This window comes from Streptomyces sp. NBC_00038, from assembly GCF_026343635.1.
GTDB lineage: Bacteria > Actinomycetota > Actinomycetes > Streptomycetales > Streptomycetaceae > Streptomyces.
This window is the reverse complement of the sequence record NZ_JAPELQ010000001.1, coordinates 975,644-996,811: the sequence shown is the minus strand read 5'-3', so window position 1 is coordinate 996,811 and position 21,168 is coordinate 975,644. Positions and strand designations below refer to the sequence as shown.

Annotated in this window: 16 protein-coding genes and 2 pseudogenes; 8 read left to right on the top strand and 10 right to left on the bottom strand. The window is 69.1% G+C overall.

Annotation, left to right across the window (positions count from 1 at the left end):
- Nucleotides 1-27: 27 nt before the first annotated feature.
- The 5 genes from cas6e to casA are packed head-to-tail and all read right to left on the bottom strand — an operon-like array spanning nucleotide 28 to nucleotide 4,748.
- Entirely contained in the window at nucleotides 28-693 is a 666-nt protein-coding gene (gene cas6e / locus OG219_RS04640) for a type I-E CRISPR-associated protein Cas6/Cse3/CasE (RefSeq protein WP_266823127.1), read from the bottom strand.
- Nucleotides 690-1,436 (bottom strand): type I-E CRISPR-associated protein Cas5/CasD, encoded by a 747-nt coding sequence (gene cas5e / locus OG219_RS04635; protein WP_266823125.1) that lies wholly within the window; start codon nucleotides 1,434-1,436, stop codon nucleotides 690-692. The genes cas6e and cas5e overlap by 4 nt, the downstream gene beginning before the upstream one ends.
- The gene (gene cas7e / locus OG219_RS04630) at nucleotides 1,433-2,680 is read right to left on the bottom strand and encodes a type I-E CRISPR-associated protein Cas7/Cse4/CasC (RefSeq protein ID WP_266823123.1); all 1,248 of its coding nucleotides are present in this window, start codon (nucleotides 2,678-2,680) and stop codon (nucleotides 1,433-1,435) included. Before cas7e ends, cas5e begins: the two co-directional genes overlap by 4 nt.
- Nucleotides 2,677-3,285, bottom strand: a complete 609-nt coding sequence (gene casB / locus OG219_RS04625; protein WP_266823121.1) for a type I-E CRISPR-associated protein Cse2/CasB — start codon at nucleotides 3,283-3,285, stop codon at nucleotides 2,677-2,679. Before casB ends, cas7e begins: the two co-directional genes overlap by 4 nt.
- The gene (gene casA / locus OG219_RS04620) at nucleotides 3,282-4,748 is read right to left on the bottom strand and encodes a type I-E CRISPR-associated protein Cse1/CasA (protein WP_266836000.1); all 1,467 of its coding nucleotides are present in this window, start codon (nucleotides 4,746-4,748) and stop codon (nucleotides 3,282-3,284) included. The genes casB and casA overlap by 4 nt, the downstream gene beginning before the upstream one ends.
- A gap of 1,441 nt (nucleotides 4,749-6,189) precedes the next feature.
- Between casA and OG219_RS04615 the strand changes: the two genes are divergently transcribed.
- The 8 genes and pseudogenes from OG219_RS04615 to OG219_RS04580 all read left to right on the top strand — a co-directional run bounded on the left by OG219_RS04615 (nucleotide 6,190) and on the right by OG219_RS04580 (nucleotide 14,641).
- A complete protein-coding gene (locus OG219_RS04615) occupies nucleotides 6,190-7,566 on the top strand; it encodes an IS1380 family transposase (RefSeq protein ID WP_266823119.1) in 1,377 nt (458 codons plus the stop codon).
- A gap of 176 nt (nucleotides 7,567-7,742) precedes the next feature.
- Nucleotides 7,743-8,186 carry a helix-turn-helix domain-containing protein gene (locus OG219_RS04610; protein WP_266823117.1) on the top strand — a complete coding sequence of 148 codons (444 nt, stop codon included), beginning with the start codon at nucleotides 7,743-7,745 and terminating at the stop codon, nucleotides 8,184-8,186.
- A 127-nt stretch (nucleotides 8,187-8,313) separates the two neighbouring features.
- The gene (locus tag OG219_RS04605; protein ID WP_266823116.1) at nucleotides 8,314-9,567 is read left to right on the top strand and encodes a site-specific integrase; all 1,254 of its coding nucleotides are present in this window, start codon (nucleotides 8,314-8,316) and stop codon (nucleotides 9,565-9,567) included.
- A 602-nt stretch (nucleotides 9,568-10,169) separates the two neighbouring features.
- Nucleotides 10,170-11,019, top strand: a pseudogene (locus OG219_RS04600) (aldo/keto reductase).
- Between the two features lie 112 nt (nucleotides 11,020-11,131).
- Nucleotides 11,132-12,016 carry an esterase family protein gene (locus OG219_RS04595; protein WP_266823115.1) on the top strand — a complete coding sequence of 295 codons (885 nt, stop codon included), beginning with the start codon at nucleotides 11,132-11,134 and terminating at the stop codon, nucleotides 12,014-12,016.
- Between the two features lie 4 nt (nucleotides 12,017-12,020).
- Nucleotides 12,021-13,414, top strand: a pseudogene (locus tag OG219_RS04590) (carboxylesterase/lipase family protein).
- Nucleotides 13,415-13,498: 84 nt separating this feature from the next.
- On the top strand, nucleotides 13,499-13,978 hold the full coding sequence (locus tag OG219_RS04585; protein WP_266823113.1) for a heme-binding protein: 480 nt from the start codon (nucleotides 13,499-13,501) through the stop codon (nucleotides 13,976-13,978).
- Nucleotides 13,979-14,035: 57 nt separating this feature from the next.
- Nucleotides 14,036-14,641, top strand: coding sequence for a carboxymuconolactone decarboxylase family protein (locus OG219_RS04580; protein ID WP_266823111.1), 606 nt, complete (start codon nucleotides 14,036-14,038; stop codon nucleotides 14,639-14,641).
- An 807-nt stretch (nucleotides 14,642-15,448) separates the two neighbouring features.
- Here the strand turns inward: OG219_RS04580 and OG219_RS04575 are convergent.
- From OG219_RS04575 to OG219_RS04555, 5 genes are read right to left on the bottom strand one after another with little or no spacing between them, the layout of a single operon-like run.
- Entirely contained in the window at nucleotides 15,449-15,727 is a 279-nt protein-coding gene (locus OG219_RS04575; protein WP_266823109.1) for a hypothetical protein, read from the bottom strand.
- Complete coding sequence (locus OG219_RS04570; RefSeq protein ID WP_266823107.1) at nucleotides 15,724-16,704, bottom strand: ABC transporter ATP-binding protein; 981 nt, start codon at nucleotides 16,702-16,704, stop codon at nucleotides 15,724-15,726. Before OG219_RS04570 ends, OG219_RS04575 begins: the two co-directional genes overlap by 4 nt.
- Nucleotides 16,701-18,650 carry a dipeptide/oligopeptide/nickel ABC transporter permease/ATP-binding protein gene (locus tag OG219_RS04565; protein WP_266823105.1) on the bottom strand — a complete coding sequence of 650 codons (1,950 nt, stop codon included), beginning with the start codon at nucleotides 18,648-18,650 and terminating at the stop codon, nucleotides 16,701-16,703. The genes OG219_RS04570 and OG219_RS04565 overlap by 4 nt, the downstream gene beginning before the upstream one ends.
- Nucleotides 18,647-19,588 (bottom strand): ABC transporter permease, encoded by a 942-nt coding sequence (locus tag OG219_RS04560; RefSeq protein WP_266823103.1) that lies wholly within the window; start codon nucleotides 19,586-19,588, stop codon nucleotides 18,647-18,649. Before OG219_RS04560 ends, OG219_RS04565 begins: the two co-directional genes overlap by 4 nt.
- Nucleotides 19,588-21,147, bottom strand: coding sequence for an ABC transporter substrate-binding protein (locus OG219_RS04555; RefSeq protein WP_266823101.1), 1,560 nt, complete (start codon nucleotides 21,145-21,147; stop codon nucleotides 19,588-19,590). The genes OG219_RS04560 and OG219_RS04555 overlap by 1 nt, the downstream gene beginning before the upstream one ends.
- Nucleotides 21,148-21,168: the final 21 nt, after the last annotated feature.

Below are 21,168 nucleotides of genomic sequence, written 5' to 3'. Positions count from 1 at the left end.
GGGCGGAGAAACGGCGGGAGCCAGGGGTCAGGCGCGGTAGGGGGCGATGGACAGCAGGCCCAGGCCGTAGGCGCGGCCCTGACCGATGCCGGTGGTGATCGCGGTGCGCAGGGCCTCGGGGTCGGTGACGGTGGCGACGCCCTCGAAGCGCATCGCGCGCAACCGGATCCCCTTGCTCTCACTGCGCGAGCCGAGCACGTCGGGCTGCGGAAGGTCGAGGACGAGCTGGTTGGCCAGTCCCGCCCGGCCTGCTTGGCGCTCCCACCAGGCCAGGGCTTCCTCGCCGGAGACGGGCACCCGCTTGCCGCGCCGGGCGCCGGGCACCGGCACGCTCTTGATCGGGTTGGCGTCGATCCGGAACCGCACGACGCGGCCTTCGTCCACCCAGTCCAGCAGCGGGCCCAGGTCGCGGTATTCGACCTTGCTGGCGTAGCCCGAGGGGAGGGCGTTGCGGTTGATGGGCAGCGTGGACTGGATCAGCAGCAGCGCACCGGTCTGCTCGCGCTCGATGCGGTAGAGGGTGTTCGTGGCCGTCCGGGGTGCGGGCCCGAGGGCGTCGGGGAACAGGGCCTGGACCGTGGTGTGCAGGCGGGTGGCGTCCTTCAGGTCGCGGTGGACCTCCCGGCTGCGGGCCGCAAGGTGGAGCTGGGCCAGGTGCACCGTCTGGGTGGCGGCCGTGGGGGCGGTGGTCATGCGGCGGCTGCCTCTCGGTAGGCGGTCAGTGCGGTAAGCCAGTCCGTACCCCGGCCGGCGTCATCGGCGTCGGGCAGCGGGCGTTGCCGCTCCCACACGGGGCGGCTGGTGAAGTGGCGTTGCGGGCCGGGCTGGTCGCGGACCTCCGTGTCCGGCAGCACTCCGGGCTCGGGGGCTGTGTCGTAGAGGAACGTCACCGGCTCGCGAACGCCGGACCGCGCTGGGGTGCGGTGCAGCGGCAGGCGGTCGAGCTCGGCCAGCGGGTCGGCCACGTCGGACCGGATGAGGATCGGGGTGTCCGGGACGCAGGACCGGCGACCCAAGTACGGGGCGAACCGGGGGCGTTGGAGGGCCTGGACGCACCTGACGAGCGTGGGCGCGGGGCCGGTGACGGCGACGGTGAAGGCAGCGTCCGTCAGGTACCAGCGCTGGGTGAGGATGGTGCCCTCGCCCAGCTTGCGGAACTTGCCGTCGGCGGTAGGCGGGGTGAGGTGGCGGGGGTAGCCGCCACCGATGGTGTGGAAGTCCATCTCCCGCTGGCCCGGACGGTCCACACGGATGGTGAACGACAGCTCGCCGAGGTCGGTGGCGTCGCTGTCGCGGGGGCGGCCCAGGCAGCAGGCGAGCAGTCCGATCAGTCCGGAGCGGGTGGGCCAGCGGTGGGTGGCGCGCACCTCGAAGTCCGCCTCCGAGCCCCAGGACTGCAAGGGCCCGGACAGGTGCAGCAGGAGCCCGTCGCTCACGACAGCTCCTTGGCGACGGTGTCGCTGATCCGGGCGATCAGGTCGTCCAGGCCGTCGAGACGGTCGCCGAGCGCGTCGAAGGCTTCGTCGGTCAGGCCGCTGTGCGCGTGGGTGACCAGGCCGCCAGTGCCCAGGAAACGGTGGTGGGCCCTGGCATGGTCGTTCAGCCGATGCAGGGAGCGGGGCAGGTAACCCTCCGTACTGTCGGGCACCGGGGTCTCGTAGGCGCCGACCAGGCTGACCGGACGGTCCGAGCGCACCGCGACGTAGGTCAGGTGCGGCACGGTGAACGGGGCGGTGCCGGAGGCTTTGGCCGGCAGCACCGTGGTGACGAAGGCGCGCACGAACTCCGCCAACACGGCCTGGGCGGTGTCGGTGTCGGCGTCGAGGTTGCCCAGGAGCTCGGTGACGTTCACGGACGTGTAGCGGTAGAAGGTGGCCGAGGTGTAGCGCTGGTCACCCATGTGCCCGGCGCCGCGCTCGGTGCCTGCTTCTTCGAGGACGTCGTCGACGGCGGTGAAGTAGTCCAGCTGGGTACTGGCCGCATGGGTGCTCAGTCCGTGCGCCATCTGCACGGCGCCGTCGACCGTGGAGCCGGCCTCGTTGGCGAGCATGCGGCCGAAGGCGGCGACCGAGGCGTTCTTGGACTGCAGAATGGTCAGCACCGCCGCCTTGGGCACGATCTTCGCCGCGTACTTGGCCAGCAAACTGCCCTCGCCGACGGCGGGCTCTTCCTCTGCGTCCGCCGCCGCGTCCAGGTCGGCGTCCGCCTTGGTGCGGGTGGTCTTCTTCGCCGCCTCGGCCTCGATGTCGAAGACGGCCTGGGTGATGTCGCCGTGGTGGGTGTCGGCCAGGTCCGCCAGCTCGTCCAGGGCGCTTTCGGGCAGGAACAGCAGGGCGTTGGTGCCCTGCGAGTCGGCGATGCCCAGCCCCTTCACCCCGGCCGCCAGGATCAGCATCTGGCCTGCGGCCAGGGCCAGTTCCGGCTGCCAGCCGCGGGCGGTCAGCCGCTCGGCGACTTCCTGGGGGACGCCGCGGGTACGCACCGCGCGGATCCCGGTGGCCTTCTCCACGGCCCTGCGGGTGTGCCGCTTGCCGTTCTGCGAGGAAGTGCGGGCGCGCATCACACCGCCGTAGCGCGCGGACTTCGGAGCCCCCTGCCGGTCGCGGTTCACGTTGGAGTACGGATAGGACTGGATCAGGTGAAGGTCGACGTGCAGGCTTCCCGGGCCGATGTTGATCACTTGGTGTTCTCCTCAGCGGTGCGGCTGGTGGGGGTGTGGAAGGCGCGGGCCCAGTCGACGCGGACGTCGTCCGCCCACTTCGGCCAGCGGGTCAGATCCCGCAGCAGCACCGGCCACTTGACGGGGATCTGCTGCGAGCGCAGCAACGAGATCGCGCCGGGAAGCTCCCGGACGAGGTCGTCGCCGCCGAGCTCGGCCAGGTGCGACAGCGCATCGGCCGCGTTCTGTCGGCGCATCGCGCCCGTATGTGCGGCGCGGGCGTAGGACCAGCCCAAGTTCTGCCACACCTCCGCCGGCTTTGCCGCAGGCGGCGGATTCGACTTCGCGGTACGGGGGTTGGGGGCGTCGTGGACGGCGTACAGGCAGGCCACGAGCAGATACGGGCGTTCGGCCTCGCGGGTGGGCGCGTAGGCCGGGATCCCTCCGGCGGGCAGCAGATGCATGTACAGCTGCCACGGGGAGGACAGCTCCTCGGCCAGCCCGTTGCGCAGGGCGGCCCGGCCGCCCGGGGTGGCACACGCGCTGCGGACGGTGCGCATGAACCGCTCGAACGACTCCAGCGGGTTCTTCTTGGCCGACGGGGCGGGCGGGGACTCGGTACTCATGCGGCCTTCGCCCTCCTTCCGGGAGTGCGGGGGTGGGTGAGCTGGGTGCGGGCCTGGGCCACCGGGTGCAATCCCTGCGGGCTGGTCGCGGCCGGCCGGGTGGTGGCGTCGTAGATCTCCAAGGCCAGGCTGCGAAACCGGGGCGCTTCAGCGTTGTCGTGGCTGATCGAGGGCCAGAACAGCGCCTCGGCGCGGTCCCAGTACGCGGCGGTCGCCTCATCCGCCCACGGGCAGGACTTCTCGCCGGGCGCCAGGTGCTTCCACGCCGTGCGCAGAGCCCTGGCCAGATCGGCCGCCGCGCTCTCCGCCGCCTTGCGGGTGTCAGCCACGCGGGCCGCGCGCTCAGGGTGCCGGGAAGGCAGGAACGCGGCGATACTCGCCGGGGTCGTTGCGGCGTACCAGTGTTCGTCCCGCTCCTGCTTTTCCTGGTGGCAGCCCAGCGCCCGCACGCGCACCGGCCCCAGCCCGTCGAGCACGTCCTCGGGCAGGTCAGCGAACACCGACAGCCACGCCGGAAGAATCTGTCCCTGGACGCCCGCCGCGGCGGGATTCTTCGCGTGGATGAAGGCGTCGAAGTCCCGCAGCAGGGAACGGCGCCAACTCGCCCGCACCGGGCCCCCCTTGGCGCGGTCGATGACGAACGGATCCCGGGCCGGGGGCAGATCCGTCCGGGTGCCCCAGGCCACCCAGCAGCCCGTCGTCTCCGCTCCCGTCTCGTCCGAAGACAGCAGCACATGGTGGGCGCTCCGGCCCGTCAGGAGCGAGACGGGCCCGCAGGCGGGGGACGGCAGCAGGGGGTCTTCGAGCTCCTCACGCTCCCACGGCGCGAGATCCTGTGCCGGAACTTCTCCTCCGGCCGGCGGCGGGCACGACAGGACGAGTGAGGTGAACAGGCTCTCGCCCAGCGGGTGAATGGAGACCAGCGCCCGCAGCGGCGCGGCCTTCATGTTCTTGGAGTTCACGCCGCTGTGCTGGCGCTGGGCTCCGGTGCCGGACGGCCCGTAGCCGCGCCAGGCGAGCAGCCAGCCCAGGGCCTCGCCCGACGGTACGGGGACTGCCTGCGGCGTCCGGTCCAGCCAGGGCTGGTTCGATCCCGATGGCCTCGGCATCACCAGTTTCCCGGGCGGAGCCTGGCGCGAGCACTCCGCCGCAAGACGGGGATCCTGGAGAAACGGCCGGTGCGGATCATAGAGATCGAACCGGTGCCGCCACCGGTCGAAGTAGGCGTTCACAGCCCCCGCATCAAACCGGCCCGCCGACAGCAGCGCGTCGAAGCGGTCCTCCCACACATCCCGGTCGGGCACATCAAGGCCGCCGGCGCGGACCGCGAGCGCCGTCAGGAGGCGCCGCAGCATCGACTCCACCGCCGGATTCGCCACCTCAAGATCTGCCACAGCATGAGCGGCCAGAAGAGCCGTCCGCAGACCGGCTCCCCGGCGGCCACCAGGCTCAGCCCCCGGCACCAGGGCTGCTAACTCCTCGGGATCCACGTCCCGACGGAACACCAGCGTGACGCACGGCTGGTCAGCCGCGCTGAAAGCACGCAAGATCCCCCTCCTCACACTTTCGGAAACGTCAACAGCGCCCGAAAACCGACGAGTTCACACGCAGTCGCCGACGCCAAGCAGAGGGCGACGCTAAGGGGACCTATGGGGTAGGCGCAACCGGAACCATCAGACTCGCCGCAATTGTCAGAGCCGCCCGATACAGTCCCCACGGATACGCTCCGCACGCGCAGAGGTAACCCAGGGACGTATGGAGCAAATCGCCACGATGTCCCCCAGCTCCGCATCAGCGGAGGCCGACGCTCCGGCCCGCCCGATCGAATGGCTTGAAAGCGTGTCCGAGGACTGGTTAACGGTCGCGATCGAAAAGGAGGGCCCGTCGCGGCATACAACAGAACGGCAAAGCCGCCCAGATCGTGCAGGTCGGCAAGGGTTCGCTCCGCATCCGCGGAGGTGATCCGCCGTCGGACTGGGCGAGCATCATGCCGTACATGTTCGCTCCGCATCCGCGGAGGTGATCCGACGCCGCGCATCTGCCGCATGGCGGTGCGCATGTTCGCTCCGCATCCGCGGAGGTGTCCCGAAGTACGGCGCCCCCGACCATAGGCTGACGCCGCTCGCTCCGCATCCGCGGAGGTGTCGCGACCGTGGTCGCTGAACTGGAGCGCGACCTGCAGTTGGCTCCGCAACCGCGGAGGCATCCCGTAGGACGCGACATCCGCCAGGATGGCCCGGCTATTGGCTCCGCATCCGCAGAGGTATCCCGGCGACGTCCTCGAACCAGGCGATCGCCTCGGGGTTGGCTCCGCGTCCGTGGAGGTGTCCCGGTGTACGGGGCGAAGCCGGGCGGGAGCAGGCGATTGGCTCTGCATCCGCGGAGGTGTCCCGGCGATCTCCCGGCACAGAGCGGCGATCAGATAGTTTGCTTCGCTTCCGCGTAGGTAGCCCGAGCATGTCGTTGCGGATCCAGCCATAGGTGCCAATCGCTCCGCACCCGCGGAGGTACACCGTGCTAGACGCTCGCGAGCCTCACCGCCTGGGCGGTACGCCGACGTTCCTCGCGCGCGTCCAGTGCACCACTGCGTTACTTCTGCGTCCCTGCGGAGGTATCCCGAATCGGAAGGGGGCTACAGGAGGCTGACCTGGGAATTCTCACGCCTGGGAGCATCGCTGAGGCCAGTCGTGGACCCTGGCCGCAGTTCAGTACCGGCGGAGGGACTGAGCAGCATTGGCGATCCGGAACGTGTGTCTGCCGGTGCAAGTCCGGAAGTCTCTAACCTCGCGCTTTCATGAGGTGGCCTGTCCGCAGGCTGATCAGAAACACAGAAAGTGCTCTTGACCTGCAACGATAGGACTTGCTGAGGGTCCTGTTGGCTGCGAGGGAAAGAGCACTTTCCGGGTGAGAGAGCCTATCGCGTCGTACCCGCGTGTCCGTGTCCAGGGAGACGGCCGCCAGGTGGTCTCGCAGGCTGGCTCGGTCCTGCTGGTGGAGACGGTCCGTAGAACCGGCCTCGACCAGGCGATATCCGCGGCGCTGGCACCGTGGCGCAAATCCCGGACCGTCCATGATCCGGGGAAGATCCTCCTGGACGTCGCACTGGCGGTCGCGTTGGGCGGGGACTGCCTGGCCGATGTCGGCATGCTGCGGGCCGAGCCCGCCGTGTTCGGGCCGGTCGCCTCCGACCCGACGGTCTCCCGCCTGGTCGACACCCTCGCAGCCTCCGGAGAGAAAGCTCTGCGGGCGATCCGTGCCGCGCGGGCCGAAGCACGCCAGCGGGCCTGGCAGTTGGCCGACGGGAAAGCGCCCGATGCGGGCAGGGCGGTGACCGTCGATCTCGACGGGGTGCTGGTGATCGCGCACTCGGACAAGGAGGACGCCGCACCGACGTGGAAGAGAACCTACGGTCACCACCCGCTGATGGGGTTCGTCGACCACGGACCGGGCGGCACCGGTGAGCCGGTGGCGGCCCTGCTCAGGCCGGGGAACGCGGGCTCGAACACGGCCACCGACCACATCACCGCCACCCAACTGGCCCTGGCTCAACTGCCGAAGAAGTACCGGCGCGGACGTCAGACTCTGATACGCACCGACTCCGCGGGCGGCACCCACGACTTCGTCGCCTGGCTCGCCCAGCGAGGACGGTGGCTGTCCTACTCGGTCGGCATGGTGATCACGGACACGATCCACCAGCACGTGCTGAAGGTTCCGGCGTCGGCCTGGACGCCCGCCGTCGAGGCCGACGGCGAGATCCGCGACGGCGCCTGGGTCGCCGAACTCACCGGCGATGTCCTGGACGGCTGGCCCAAGGGCATGCGGCTGATCGTTCGGAAGGAACGGCCGCACCCTGGAGCTCAGTTGCGGCTCACGGACGCGGACGGCATGCGGCTGACCTGTTTCGCCACCAACACCTCCGGCCGGCCGATCGCCGAACTCGAGCTCCGTCACCGGCTGCGGGCCCGGGCCGAGGACCGCATCCGGGCTGCCCGGGCCACCGGCCTGCGGAATCTCCCTTTGCACCGCACCGCCCAGAACCGGATCTGGCTGGAGATCGTACAGATCGCACTGGACCTGCTGGCCTGGATGCCGATGCTCGCCCTGACCGGCAAGGCCAGGCTCTGGGAGCCCCGCCGACTGCGGCTCCGTCTTTTCACCACGGCCGGACAACTCGTGACCACCGGCCGTCGGCGGATCCTCCGCCTGGCCCGGCACTGGCCCTGGACCAGCCACATCACCACAGCTCTCGAACGGCTCGCACTCCTGCCGAACCCCGGCTGACCAACGGATTCCCGTCCCTACAACAGCAGCTCAACACTCGGAGCAGTGGAACCCGGCGCCACCCCGAGGCGACACTCGGGCCCTGGGCCTGCACAGCCTCCGCCCACGGCACGAAAACGGTTCACCGACTCCGTCGGCGGACCGTCACGAAACTTCGAGGCTAACGCCAGCACACGATGACCGTCCACTCTGCCCTATCACGACAGGACAGCCACACCAAAACGCTGATTCTCCGGAATCTGATCCTGCTCGCCAGCAGTTATCCGTGCGGCTTCGCCGCGCGAAAGGCGGGAGGACAGAAAGTCGGCTGCTTTGGCAGCGCCTACCCCCGGAGACACGTGATGGGTAACCAATCCGAGCCTTTCGTCGAGGCTGCCTTCCTGAATGTGCAGAACGCTGCGAACTACATGGGCATCTCGGTGAACACCCTCTACGTCTGGCGCCACCGCCGGCAAGGACCGCCCAGCTTCCGGATGGGGCCCGGCGGAAGGGTCATGTACCGCCGGGACCTGCTCGATGCGTGGCTCAGCGAACAGCAGCAGGCGGACTCGCGGTCGAACCAGGCTCTCAACCCGCTGAACAAGGCCCCGCGGCAGCGTGAACGGCGCCGGGCTGCCTGACCTGGGGAAACGGTTCTGAAGAGTTCAGCAACACTCGGAATTTCATGCACACGGACGTCGTCTGTGTGTCTGATCGCGACGCAGATCGCGCCGAGAGAACCATGGCGAGGCTGAGGGCAAGACGAGTATGGCGGGTTACATCGAAGACCGGTGGCTCAAGAAGCGGCCGAACAAGGAGACGGGCAAGCGCGAACGCACTGCCCTGTGGGGCAAGTGCACGCGCTACCGCGTCAAGGGGATACCGGGGGTCCGCGACCGGTCATTCGACACGGTCGCGGACGCCAAGGCGTGGCTGGCCGAGACGCAGACCGACTCACGGCGAGGAGACTTCGTCGACGCTCGCGATGGTGCGATCAGCCTTCGTGAGTACGTCGAGAAGCACTGGTGGCCCTCCCAGGTGCATCCCGCTCAGACGTTGGAAAGCATGAAATACCGAATCTGGGGGCAAGTGCTGCCGCAGCTCGGGGAGTTGGCCCTCAAGGACATCGGCGTCGCGGAGCTGCGCAAGTGGTCGGCCGATGTGCAGCGCGCGGTGGCATCGAGCACGGCGTACGTCGCATGGGTGTACCTGAAAGCGATCATGCAAGCCGCGGTCGAGGACAAGCGGCTGTACCGCAACCCGTGCAAGGGCAGCAGCTCGATCAAGCCGCCGAAGAAGCCGGAGCGTAAGGCTCGTGCCTGGCAGCAGGATCGTGTTGACGCCGTACGGGAGGCGCTGGCCGACCGGTACCGGATCACGGTCGACCTCGGGGTCGGGTGCGGACTCCGGCAGGGTGAGGTGTTCGGCTTCAGCCCAGACGATGTCCGCGACGGCTTCGTGCACGTGGAGCGGCAGATCCTCATGTACAAGTCGCAGCTGTACTTCGGTCCGCCCAAAGGCGGCAAGGAACGCGATGCGCCTCTGCCCCAGGCGCTCGCGAAGCGGATCCTCACGCATCAGGAGCATTTCGAACCGATCGAAGTGACCCTGCCGTGGCTGGATCCCGAGGAGCCCGACCTCGCACGCGATGACCGGCGCAAGGTGACGGTCCGGCTGCTCGTCTACACAGGGCGGCGCGGCGCGATCAACCGCACCACCTGGAACACCAAGGCATGGAAGCCCGCGCTCGCCGAGGCGGGAGTCATCCCGCCGCTGCCCAAACGGCAGCCGGGCGAGAAGCCGTCGCGCGTCTGGGAGCCGAGCCGCGAGCACGGCTTCCACGTCTTGCGCCATACGTACGCCTCGGTGATGCTCGAAGCCGGTGAGTCGATCGTCTCCCTCGCGAAGTGGCTGGGCCACTCCGACCCGGCGTTCACGCTCCGGACGTACACGCACTTCATGCCGCAGGCCGGCGCGCGGGGATTGTCCGCCATCGAGGCGTGGTTCACGGACCTCGGCTGAAAGTCCCTGAGAAGTCCCAGAGGGCGAGACCACCCGCCGGATGCCCACAAACGTGCAGGTCAGAGCGTGATCGCTCCTTGAGTGGGACTCTACCCGGCGTACAGCCCGACTCGTCTGCCGCTACCTGCGGCTTTGCCTGGGAACGACGAAAACTAAGGATGCGCGGAGTGGAAGCCAAGTACCGCTGCTGTGGTTGAACGCGTGCTCAGGCTGCTGCTACGGTTTTTTCGGTCACGAGACCTGCGTCACCACCTTGAAGGAAGGAGATGTCCGTGCATACCCGACCGGCTTGTCTCCTTCGCTCGCCCCAGTGTGCGTCCGGTGTCCCGGTCATTCGCCACGCCTTCGGATGGAGTTAGCCGACCCATCGGGCAGCAGCCCGCAGAACGTCAGGTCCGCAACACCGCAGTGTCGACACGGGCGGGAGCCGTCGCCCGCGCTCCGGCGCTCTCTCACGTGGTGTTTCGGCGGGTGATGTCGTTACGCGACAGGCTGCCCAGAGGATCGCAATCGCCACCCCTTCGCGCGCCTCACGACGTTCCCCCGTGCCTTGGGCACGCCGTCACCGGGACCCGCGAAATCCAGCGGATTGAGTCCTTCTCATGCCCCCTGCACCGCTTGTACCGCTTGTACCGCTTCATACGTTGAACGATGGCCATATCGTTCCCGCCATCGGTCTGGGCACCGCGCCCATGGACGACGCACAGTCAGAGGACGCCGTCCGGCACGCCCTGCGGGCCGGCTACCGCCTGATCGACACCGGCGCCGCCTACCACAACGAGCAGGGCGTCGGCCTGGCCGTCGCCACCGCGGGAGTCCCCCGAGAGGAGATCCGTGTCCTGACCGAGCTGCGCGGCCGGGACCACGGCTTCGAGGAGACTCTCGCGTCCTTCGAGCAGGCCCGCCGACGGCCGGCCCTCGACTACGTCGACCTGTACCTCATCCACTGGCCCCTGCCCCTGCTGGACCGCTACCCGGACTCCTGGCGGGCGATGATCAGACTCCGTGAGGAAGAGCTGGTCCGCTCGATCGGGGTGTCCCACTTCACCGCGGCACACATCCGGCGGCTGGAGCGGGAGACCGGCGTGGTGCCCGCGCTCAACCAGGTCGAGATGCACCGCCGCGTACCCACAGGACGATCTGCGGGCCGTGCACGCCGAGCACGGCATCGTCACCGTGGCCCACAGCCCTCTCGGCCGGGGGAACGTCCTGGTCGAGGACCCGGCTGCACTGGCCGTCGCCCGCGCCCACGAGGTCACCCCGGCCCAAGTGGTGCTCCGTTGGCACGTGCAGCTGGGTGTGGTCCCCCTGCCCAGGTCAGGTGATCCGTGGCGACGGCTGGAGAACCTGGACGTGTTCGGCGTCGAACTGTCGCAGGACGATACGGCCAGGATCACGGACCGCCCACGAGGCCGTATCGGACACGATCCCGAGACCCACGAAGAACTCTGACTGCACAGCCGACCGGGCCGGCACCCGGGCATCCCACATCCGGGCACCGACAACCGCTACCTGCAAGACCACGCCCTATTTCCCCCACCGATGAAGAACAAGGACCGTTTACATGACCGCGCCCACCGCACACACCCCAGAGCACATCCCGGAATACACCCCGGAAGAACTCGCCGTCTTCGAACAGCAGTGGATCGACACCGTCCAGGAGGACCAGGAGCTCACCCGGTTCGGCCTCTACCCACAGGGATCGCGCGACCGCGGCAAGGGGGAGCTCCAGGGCAGCTACCAGATCTACCTGCCGCCGGCCTACGAAGACGATCCGGATGCCCGCTTCCCGGTCGTCTACTGGCTGCACGGTGGCTTCGGCAACGCCCGCCAGGGCGGCGCCGCGGTGCAGCGGATCGACGCCGCGATCCGCGTCGGCGCCATGCCGCCGACCATCGTGGTCCTGCCGCAAGCCCTGCCCATCGGTTGGTACGTCGACTCCAAGGACGGCGCGCGCCCGGTGGAGCAGACGATCGCCGACGACCTGGTCAACCATGTCGACGCCACCTACCGGACGATCCCCGAGCCGTGGGCGAGAACGATCGAGGGCTTCTCGATGGGAGGCTTCGGCGCACTCCACATCGGCTTCAAGTACCCCAAGATCTTCGGCCGGGTGTCAGCCATCGCTTCGCCCCTGTTGAAGGACCTCTCGATGGAGCCCGACGAGCGGGTCGCCAACACGTTCTTCGGGGACCAGGCGTACTACGACGCGGTCAGCCCCTGGACGCTGCTTCTCGCCAACTCCCCGGAGATCAGGAACCACTCGAAGGTCCGGCTGATGGTCGGCTCCCGGGACGAGCGCCTGGTCGGCGTCGTCCGTGAGATGGACGAGATGCTCGCCACGCTCGGGGTCGAGCACGAGTACCACGTGGTGGCAGGGGCCGACCACGACTATCCCGTCCTCCTCGACGGTCTCGGCGACCGGTACGCCGCCTTTTGGCGGAAGTGATCACATGACAGCTCCCAACCTTCCCGTTCGGACCGAGCACGGCCAGGTGACGGGAGTGGTGTCCCGGCTGGCCTCGGTCACTGTCTACAAGGGCATCCCCTACGCCGCTTCCACGGCCGGCCACAACCGCTGGCGCCCGCCGCTGCCCCTTCACCCGATCCGCGCCCGGTGCTGGTCTGGATCCACGGGGGACGCTTCCTGTTCGGGCAAGGCGGTGAGCCGGAGTTCGACGGGGCGGCTCTGGCGAGCAAGGGTCTCGTGGTCGTGACGCTCAACTGCCGCATGGGCGTCTTCGGTTACCTCGCTGTGCCGGAACTGGGCGTGGAGTCCGGGCACGGCGCCAGCGGCAACTACGGGCTGCTGGACCAGATGGCGGCGCTGTGCTGGGTGCGGGACGACATCGCCGCGTTCGGCGGCGATCCGCAGCGGGTGACCGTCGCCGGGCAGTCGGCCGGCGGGGCGTCCGTGGTCGACATGCTGTACTCGCCCCTGGGCCGGGGCCTGTTCGACCGGGCCGTCGTCGAGAGCGCCGCGCTCCATCCGAGGGATCCCGCGATCAGCACGCTGGCGCCCTCGCCCCGGAACCTGGTCCAGGCCGAGAAGGACGGACTCGCCTACGCCGCGAACCGGGGCGCCACGGGTCTGGCCGACCTGCGCACCCTGCCCGCCGGCGACCTGCTCCGGGGCAGCGATGTGAACGACACGAGCGTCCCCGGCAACCCGCCGCCCCCGCTGTTCCGGCCTGTCATCGACGGTTGGGTGCTGCCCCGGACCTACGGAGAGACCCTCGCCGAGGGCCCACCGGTCGGCGTCCCGGTTCTGACCGGCAACAACAAGGACGAGAATGGCGCCACACCTCGTCAGGAGGTGACCCTGGAGCAGTACCGGGCGAGGGCCGCGGTGAAATACGGCGACATGGCGGAGGAGTTCCTGGCCCTCTACCCCGCGGCGACGGATGTCGAAGCGAGCGAGCAGACCAATGCCGCGCTGCGGGACGCCACCCGGGTGTCCACCTACCTGTGGGCCACCGAGTACGGCGCCACGACGTCGAACCCCGTGTTCACGTACTACTGGACCCATCAGCCGCCCGGCGCGCAGGGCGAGGCCCGCGGCGCGCACCACGGCTCCGAGATCGCCTACGTCTTCGCCAACCCGCACACCGTGGGTGCTCCGTACACGGAGACCGACCGCGGTATCGCGGACACCTTGTCGTCCTACGTGGTCAACTTCGCGACCAGTGGGGACCCCAACGGTCCGGGACTGCCCGCGTGGGCCCCGGTGAGCGATGGCTCCCCCACGACATTCGAAGTGGGGACGGCGTTCGACCGGCTCTCCGTGGCGGACTCGGAACGGACCGACTTCCTGATGAGGTTCTTCGCCGCGCAGAAAGCGTGGTGACCGTGCGGCCCGCGGCCGGTCCCGGCCTTCGCACCGGGCGGGCCGCAGCAGACCCGGCATCCGCACCACACCGAAGGAAAGAGCATGTCACTCACCACTGAGGGGGCCGACGAGATCCTCGCAGCCTGCGCCGCCCGCGCCCGCGCCCGGGCCATCGACAAGGCGACCGGCATCGCCGTCGTCGACGTCAACGGCTTCGTGTTGTGCGCCCGTCGTTCGGCGAACACCCGGCCCAACACCCTCGAACTGGCCAGCGCCAAGGCGTACACCGCGGCCGTGATGGGCTGCCCCACCCAGCTCCTGGAGCCCTGGGCGGACAGCAAGCCCGTGCTCTTCATGCAACTCTCCCGGCTCGGCAAGTATCCGATCATGGCGACCGACGGCGGAGTGCCCGTCAAGCGGGACGGCGAAGTCGTCGGCGGGCTCGGCTTCTCCGGTGCCACCGGCGCCGAGGACCAGCGGATCTGCGAGGAGGTACTGGCCGCACTCGGGTACGAACGGGACTTCGTCCCGCCCAAGCCGAGCCTGGACGCCGCGAGGGCCAAGTTCGAACAGCACGCCTGAGTCCCGTCGCCCTTGCTCGCACCCCAGCCGCCACATCGCACAAGCCCAGGAGGACCCATGCGTCTGCCCCCGATATCTGAACCGACCCAGGACCAGGCCTCTCTCCACGCGCGGATCACGGACCGCCGCGGTGGGGTGCCGGGACCGTTCGCGGTGCTGCTGCACAGCCCTCACGCGGGCGACAAGCTGGAGGAGCTCGCCACAACCTGCATGCGCGACTCGCAACTCGTACCCCGGCTACGCGAGTTGACTCTGCTGATCGTCGCCCGCCGCCTCGACGCACAGCACTCGTGGAACGCCCACATCGACAAGGCCGTTGCGGCAGGAGTGGACCGGGAGGCACTGGACCGGCTGGCCCGCGGCGAGCAACCGCGGTTCCCCCGCCCCGACGAAGATGTGCTCCACCAGTTCGTCACCCAGATCCTCGTAGAGCACTTCACCGACGACGAGACATATGCGGCCGCCCTCGCGGAACTCGGCGAGAGCTGTCTGGTCGAACTGGTCATCGCGCTCGGCACCTTCGCCACCTTGGCCATGCTCCTGAACGTCTTCGAGGTGGACCTGCCGCCCGGCAGTGAGCCGCCCTTCCCCGACGTACGGGATTTCCAGCGGGTGCTACGCCCTGACCACGCCGATTCCCCAAAGACCGCGCCAACCCTGTAACGGAGGCCGCCCCAATGGTTCCCTCAGCTCCCGGCCCACGGTGGATTCGTTCCGGGCGGGCGCCGGCAAGGCGGTCGTAGGCCTGCCTCACAGCCTGTTCCCCGTGGACGGCTTCACCTCCGTCCGCGACCCGCTGCATGCCCGGGTGCTCGTGCTGGACGACTCAGCGACCCGGCTCGCCCTCTGCGTGATCGACCAGACCTCGGTCTTCGACGACCAGATCGCCCGCACCCGGGACATCCTCCGCCGGGTCTGCTCGGTGGAACCCTCCCACTGCCTGGTCGTTGCGAGCCACAGGTTCTCAGCCCCGCACATCGTGCCGCCGGAGCACGACAGGGCGAAGAACGCCCTGCTGGGCAAAGCCGTCGACGAACGCGGTGGAGCAGGTGGCCGTCGAGGCGGAGCGTATGATGCGGCCCGCTCGCACCGGCTTACGGATCGGTGCGAGCCGCGTCAACGTCCAGCGCTACGTGCCCACACCGCACGGCTGGTGGCTCGGGGCCGACGACAACGGACCGGTCGACGGCTGCGTGGGTGTGACGCGCATCGAGGGCGAGGACGGCCGTCCCATCGTCGTGCTCGTGAACCATGCGGTGCAGTCCTCGGTGATGAACGGCTCGGCCACTCAGGCCGGCGAGCGGCAGGTCACCGCCGACTTGGCCGGTGCGACCAGCCGTCGGATGGAGGAGTCGTACGGCAACGGCGCAGTCGTCCTCTTCCTCATCGGCGCGGCACGTGACCGGCTCCCTGTCTCACTGCCGTTCACACCACCGTCGGCAAGGACGGTGAGCTGCGGCGGACCGATGCCTACGAGGCCCCGGCTTCGCTCTCGCGGAGCAGCTCGGCGAGAGGCTCGCCGACGACGCCGTACGGGTAGGCGAAGCCGTCCGCGTCGGCGTGCCGACCGTGCCGCTCCGCGTGGTCAACGAGCAGGTGAAAGTCCCCGCCCAGATTCCCCTCGCGGACCTGCACGCCCTCCGCCCGACGACGAGGTACGACTTCACCCCGGACGGCATGTCCGAGGCACCGGTCGTGGTGGCGGTGCGGCCGCAGCAGGAGTTGTGCATCCGCTTCGGTGTCCTTCACCCGGGAGGTGAATACCCGGCCAACTCCTCTGCCCGGATACAGGCGACCTGGGTTCCTCCTGGCGCCGCCACAAGCGGCGGGCGTTCGCGCCGGCACGCGTCGATGACGTGGGGGCATCGCGCGGCGAAGGGGCAGCCGGAACCGGTCGGGGGCGCCGCGACATGCTCGGCGGGGGTCGCGACTGCCCGCCGGGCGGCCTGCCGGTCCGGGTCGGCGACCGGGACCGCTTGCAGCAGCGCGCGGGTGTACGGATGTCCGGGCTTGGTGCAGACGGCTTCCGCCGGACCGGATTCCATGACCGTGCCGCGGTAGAGGACGACGATACGGTCCGAGATGTGGCGCACGACGGCGAGGTTGTGGGCGACGAACAGGTAGCCGAGCCGGTACTCGCGCTGGAGGTCCCGCAGGAGGTTGAGGACCTGGGCCTGGACCGACAGGTCGAGCGCGCTGACGGCCTCGTCGCAGACGACCAGGCGCGGCGAGGGCATCAGGGCCCGAGCGATCGCGATGCGCTGGCGCTGCCCGCCGGAGAACTCCCGGGGGTACCGGCGCAGTGCGTCAGGTTCCAGGCCCACCCGAGCCAGCATGTCGGCTGCCTGGTCGTGTGCGGTCTGCCCGGACGCTAGCCGGTGTGCGAGCAGCGGCTCTGTCAGCGTCTGCGCGACTGTTCGGGTGGGGCTGAGGGAGCCGTAGGGGTCCTGGAAGACCACCTGCATGTCCCTGCTCAGCCGGCGCCGCTGCGACCTGCCGGCATGCGTGATGTCCTCGTCCTCGAAACGTATGGTGCCCGCACGGGCCTTGGCCAGGCCGAGCACCGCGCGGGCGATCGTGGTCTTGCCCGATCCGGATTCGCCGACCAGGCCGACGGTCTCGTCGGCTCCGACGTCGAGGCTGACGTCTTCGACAGCGCATACGTGGCGCCGGCCGACGTGGTAGTCGACGCTCAGTCCTTGGACCGAGAGCAAGTTCGTTGTCATGGTGTCCTCGCCGGTTGAACCTTCTGCCAGTTGACGCATCTGACCTGGTGGAGCCCGTCGTCGTCCGGTGCTGTGCTGAGGAGCGGGATCGGTTCGCGCGTGCACTCCGGGCCGGCCAGGCTGCAGCGCGGCTCGAAGCGGCAGGCCTTGGGCCGGCGGTTCGGGGGCGGCACCATGCCCGGGATGACCGGTAGTTCACCGGTGCCGCTCCAGCGCTCCGGATTGCATTCCTGCAAGCCGAGTGTGTAGGGATGGTGCGGGTGGTGGAAGAGGCTGTGGATCGGTGCCTCCTCCACGATCTGGCCCGCGTACATGACGACGGCGCGGTCGCAGAGGTCGGCGACGACCCCCCAGTCGTGGGTGACGAGGATGACCGACATGCCTGTCTCGGCCTGCAAGGTGCGCAGCAGCGCGAGGATTTCGGCCTGCACTGTCACGTCGAGGGCGGTGGTGGGCTCGTCGGCGACAAGGATGCGGGGCCCGGTCGCGAGCGCTTGGGCGATGCAGACCCGCTGCGCCATGCCGCCGGACAGTTCGTGCGGGTAGCGGCGGTAGACGTCCGCGGGGTCCGGCAGGCGGACCTGCTCCAGCAACGTCAGGACCCTTTCGCGAGCCTCACGCCGTGACAGCTTCTCGTGTGCGCGGATCGTCTCCACCAGCTGGGAGCCGACGCGGAACGACGGATCGAGACTGGACATCGGCTCCTGGAACACCATCGCGATTTCGCTGCCGCGGACATCGGCGAGCTGGCGTTCGGTCATCGCCGCGAGATCCCGGCCGCCCGACATGACGTGCCCGGAGCTGATCCGTCCGTTGTCGGGCAGCAGGCCCAGCAGGGACAGCGAGGTGACGGACTTGCCGCAGCCGGACTCGCCGACGAGGCCGAGCACCTCACCTGGACGCAGGGTGAAGGACACCCCGTCGACCACCGTGACCGGACCTTCCGGCGTGTCGAACTCGACGGTCAGTCCCCGCACGCTCAGCGCACCCGGTTCGGCGGCGTCCAGGGAATCCGGCGCGGCGGCCTCCGCCGGGCGTGTACGCGGCGCCGCTGGGCGCCCGGTCTGCGCGGTCCCGGACCAGCGTTCCACGGCCGCGTCCCGCACCGCGTCGCCCACCAGGCCGAACGCCAGGATGGTGAGCGCGATGATGCCGCCGCTCGGGACCAGCAGCCAGGGGTCCTGGTTGATGGCGTCCGAGGCCTCCCCCACCAGCCCGCCCCAGCTCGGGGCCGGGGACTGGATTCCCAGGCCGAGGAACGCCAGACCGCTTTGCAGTGCCAGCGCGATCCCGGCGTACAGCGAGGTCTGCACGATGACGGGGCCGGCGATGCGGGGCAGTACGTGGCGGCTGACGATCCGAGGGTCGGTGACCCCGGACGTTCGGGCCGCCGCCACGTACAGCTCCTCGCGCACCGCGATGACCGCGCTGCGGATGACCCGGATGACTCCGGCGGAGCCGAGGATGCCGATAGTGATCATCGCCACCGTCATCGAGGAGCCGAACACCGACAGGACCGCGAGGGCAACGACGATGGTGGGCACTGAGAGCATCAGGTCTGTCACGTTGCTGACCACCCGGTCGGTCCAGCCGCCCAGGTAGCCGGCGGCCAGGCCGACGGGCAGGCTGACGACCAGCAGCACCGCAACGCATTCCAGAACGCCGAGCAGGGTGTCCTGGCCGCCGTACAGCAGCCGGCTGAGCACGTCACGGCCCAGCTCGTCGGTGCCGAGCAGGTGGGCTGAGCTCGGGGTGGCCAGGACGTGGTCGAGCTTCTGCGCAAGTGGCGGATAGGGGGCGACGACTGGGGCCAGTGCGCAGGCCAGGGCGAGCAGCAGGAGATACGCGGCGCTGATCACGCCGAGCGGTTTTCGCGCGACTCGCCGCAGGAAGGTGCCGGCGGCGAGCGCGCCCGGCCGCTCGGCATGGACGGTCTGGGGGGTCACTGGTGTCTCACTTTCGGATTGAGCAGCCCGTAAAGCACGTCCAGGACCAGGTTCACGATGACGACGAGGACGGTGAAGTACAGCACCGCCCCTTCGATGACCGGTATGTCGTGCTGATTGGTCGCGTTGACGGCGATGCTGCCGAGCCCGGGGAGCACGAAGACCGCCTCGATGAACACCGAGGCACTCAGTGCGCTGACGAACGCCAGCCCGATCACGGTGACCACAGGAATGGCGCCGTTGCGCAGCGCGTGCTTCCAGATGATGGACCGGCGCGGGATGCCGTTGGCCCGTAGCGTGCGGATGTAGTTGCTGGCCATTGCATCTTTCATGGAGTCCCTGGTCTGCTTCGCGATACTCGCGATGCCGACGAGTCCGAGTGCGGTGACCGGGAGGCACAGCGCCCACAGCCAGGTGCCGAACGACTGCGTGGGCGAGACGTAGCCGGTGGCGGGAAAGGCGCGCAGCGTGACGGCGAACACCTCGATCAGGACCAGTGCCACCCAGAATCCGGGGAGAGCCAGGCCGACGAGGGACAGTGCTTCCACGAAACGCCCGAGCACTCCGCCGCGCACGGCGCTGACCACGCCGAGCAGGATTCCGACCACCGCGGCGAACACGGTGGCCAGCAGCACCAGGGAAAGCGTGACCGGGAGCCGCTGGTTCAGCGTCTCCGAAACCGGCTGGCCGGTGAAGACGGACGTGCCGAGACTGCCGTGGAGCAGGTTGTCGAGGTAGTGGCCGTACTGAGACCACAGGGGCTCGTCGAGGCCGAGTTGGTCCCGAAGCTTGTTGTAGGCCTCGGTGGACCCGCTCGCTCCGATGAGGGCGCGAGCGGTGTCACCGGGGACCAGCGATTCCAGCACGAACGTCACCGCGGTCACCATGACGAGCAGCGGTACCGACAGGGCGAGGCGCCGAGCTATCAGGGTCAGCATTACGGGTGCAGCTCTACGACGTTGAGATGGGCGCCGGGCAGCTGGCTCGGGATGCCTTTGACCCCGCGGGAGAACACCACCGTGTCGATCTGGACGACCGGGACGGTGTACGCCTGCTTGACTGCGACCGCGGCGAGGTCGGCCATCTGCGCGGCAAGCTGGGACTGCGGGGCCTTCGAGGCCTGGGCGAACTTGTTCAGGAACGAGGCGTCGGTGGCGTGGTAGGGGTTGAGGCCCGCCTTGGCCAACCACAGCACGCCCATCTGGAGGAACATCGGCTGGCCGTTCCACGCCACCGACAGGGCGCCGGCCTGGTACATGTTGGTGGACATCGCCGGGTAGCTGCCTGATGACACCAGCTTGACCTTGACCCCGATGGCGGCCCACTGCTGGGCGATCGCCTGCACCATCTGCTTGGTCTGCGGATCGAACGACGTGTACGTCAGGGACATGGAGAAGCCGTTCGGGTAGCCGCCCTGGGCCAGCAGCTGCTTCGCCTTGGCCGGGTCGTACGTGTAGTAGTTCGCCAGCGACGGCACGTACTCGTCGAAGCCTTCTGTTGTCGGCTGGTCGGTGGCCGAACCGAGCGCACCGTACACGGCCTTGGCGATGCCGGACCGGTCCACGGCGTAGTTCAGCGCCTGGCGGACCTGCGGGCTGGCTAGGGCCTTGGTCTTGGTCCCTTCGCGGTCGAGCAGGAAGACCCCGTTCCACTGCGTGGGACCGGTGTTGGTGACGGTCAGTCCTGCGGACTTGGCAGTCGGCATCTGTTGCGCCGTGCCGAACATCAGGTCGACCTGACCGGTCTGCAGGGCCGACAGCTCAGCGGTCTGGTCGGCGATGACCTTGATGACGACCTTCTTGTAGTGGACGCTCGACTTGTCGTAGTAGGCGGGGTTGGCGGTGAACGTGTAGTGCTCCCCGGGCACCGTCGCGCCGGAGTCCAGGACGTAGGGGCCCGCGCCGGACGGCTTGCTGGTCAGCGAGCTCTTCTTCTTCAGGCCGGCCGGGCTGATGATGTCGCCCGCCAGGAAGTTCTGGGACAGCAGGAGCGGGAACTCCGGGTTCGCCGTCTTGCTGGTCAGGGTGACCGTGTCGGCTCCGGAGGCGGTGGCTTTCACGCCCGCCAGGTTGCCCGTGGTAGGGCCGAAGCCGGTGGCGAAGTAGTTGATCGAGTCGGCCACGGCCTGCGCGGTGACCGGCGAGCCGTCGGAGAACGTGACGCCGCTGCGGATGGTCAGCTGGAAGCGCGTGTTCCCCTCACCGAGGTAGCGCCACGAGGAGGCCAGCCCCGGCGAATAGGTACCGTTGCCGGTTTGCCTGATCAGCGGCTCGTAAGCGAGCTGCATCGGGTACAGGCCGTTGCCGTTGTCCGCGCGCGACGGGTCGAAGCTGGCCGGCGCCGAGTTCACCGCGATGGTCAGGGTGGTCGACTTGGCGCCGGAGGACGCGTTGGTGCCGCCCACCGCCCCGCCTCCGGAGCACGCGCTGAGGGCCAGCAGGCCCATGGCGCCGAGGGCAAACGGCCATACGGGTTTGCGGTTCGATCTTGGAAGCATCGTTGATTCCACTCCTTGATC